Annotated in this window: 1 protein-coding gene; it reads left to right on the forward strand. The window is 52.3% G+C overall.

Going from position 1 to position 1,057, the window contains the following annotated elements; all coding sequences use genetic code 11:
- Positions 1 to 43 precede the first annotated feature (43 nt).
- The gene (locus ABEB28_RS41805; RefSeq protein WP_345733871.1) at positions 44 to 1,000 is read left to right on the forward strand and encodes an IS5 family transposase; all 957 of its coding nucleotides are present in this window, start codon (positions 44 to 46) and stop codon (positions 998 to 1,000) included.
- Positions 1,001 to 1,057 lie beyond the last annotated feature (57 nt).

Consider the following 1,057-nt stretch of genomic DNA (forward strand, 5'->3'; position numbering starts at 1 on the left):
AAGGAAAATAGGGTTTTGTTGAATAAATCGAACTTTTGCTGAGTTGAAGGATCAGATCACGTATCTTCCCGACAACGCAGACCGTTCCGTGGCAAAGCAAAAGTTCAAAATCACCAACTGGCCCACCTACAATAAAGCCCTCATCAACCGTGGCTCCATAACTTTCTGGCTGGATGATGAAGCTATTCAGGCCTGGTATGAGTCAGCAACACCTTCTTCACGAGGCAGACCTCAGCGCTATTCTGACCTTGCCATCACGACTGTGCTGGTCATTAAACGCGTATTCAGGCTGACCCTGCGCGCTGCGCAGGGCTTTATTGATTCCATTTTTTCTCTGATGAACGTTCCGCTACGCTGCCCGGATTACAGCTGTGTCAGCAGGCGGGCAAAGTCGGTTAATATCAGTTTCAAAACGCCCACCCGGGGTGAAATCGCACACCTGGTAATTGATTCCACCGGGCTGAAGGTCTTCGGTGAAGGCGAGTGGAAAGTCAAAAAGCATGGCCAGGAACGCCGTCGTATATGGCGTAAGCTGCATCTGGCAGTTGACAGTAAAACACATGAAATCATCTGCGCTGACCTGTCGCTGAACAACGTTACGGACTCAGAGGCCTTCCCCGGGTTAATCCGGCAAACCCACCGGAAAATCAGGTCAGCCGCCGCCGATGGAGCTTACGATACCCGGCTCTGTCACGATGAACTGCGGCGTAAGAAAATCAGCGCGCTTATCCCGCCCCGAAAAGGTGCGGGTTACTGGCCCGGTGAATATGCAGACCGTAACCGTGCAGTGGCTAATCAGCGAATGACCGGGAGTAATGCGCGGTGGAAATGGACAACAGATTACAACCGTCGCTNGGCGATGTACCGGGTAAAACAGCTGTTCGGGGGTTCACTGACGCTGCGTGACTACGATGGTCAGGTTGCGGAGGCTATGGCCCTGGTACGAGCGCTGAACAAAATGACGAAAGCAGGTATGCCTGAAAGCGTGCGTATTGCCTGAAAACACAACCCGCTACGGGGGAGACTTACCCGAAATCTGATTTATTCAACAAAGCCC

The sequence above is a fragment of the Cryptosporangium minutisporangium genome (genome assembly GCF_039536245.1).
GTDB lineage: Bacteria > Actinomycetota > Actinomycetes > Mycobacteriales > Cryptosporangiaceae > Cryptosporangium > Cryptosporangium minutisporangium.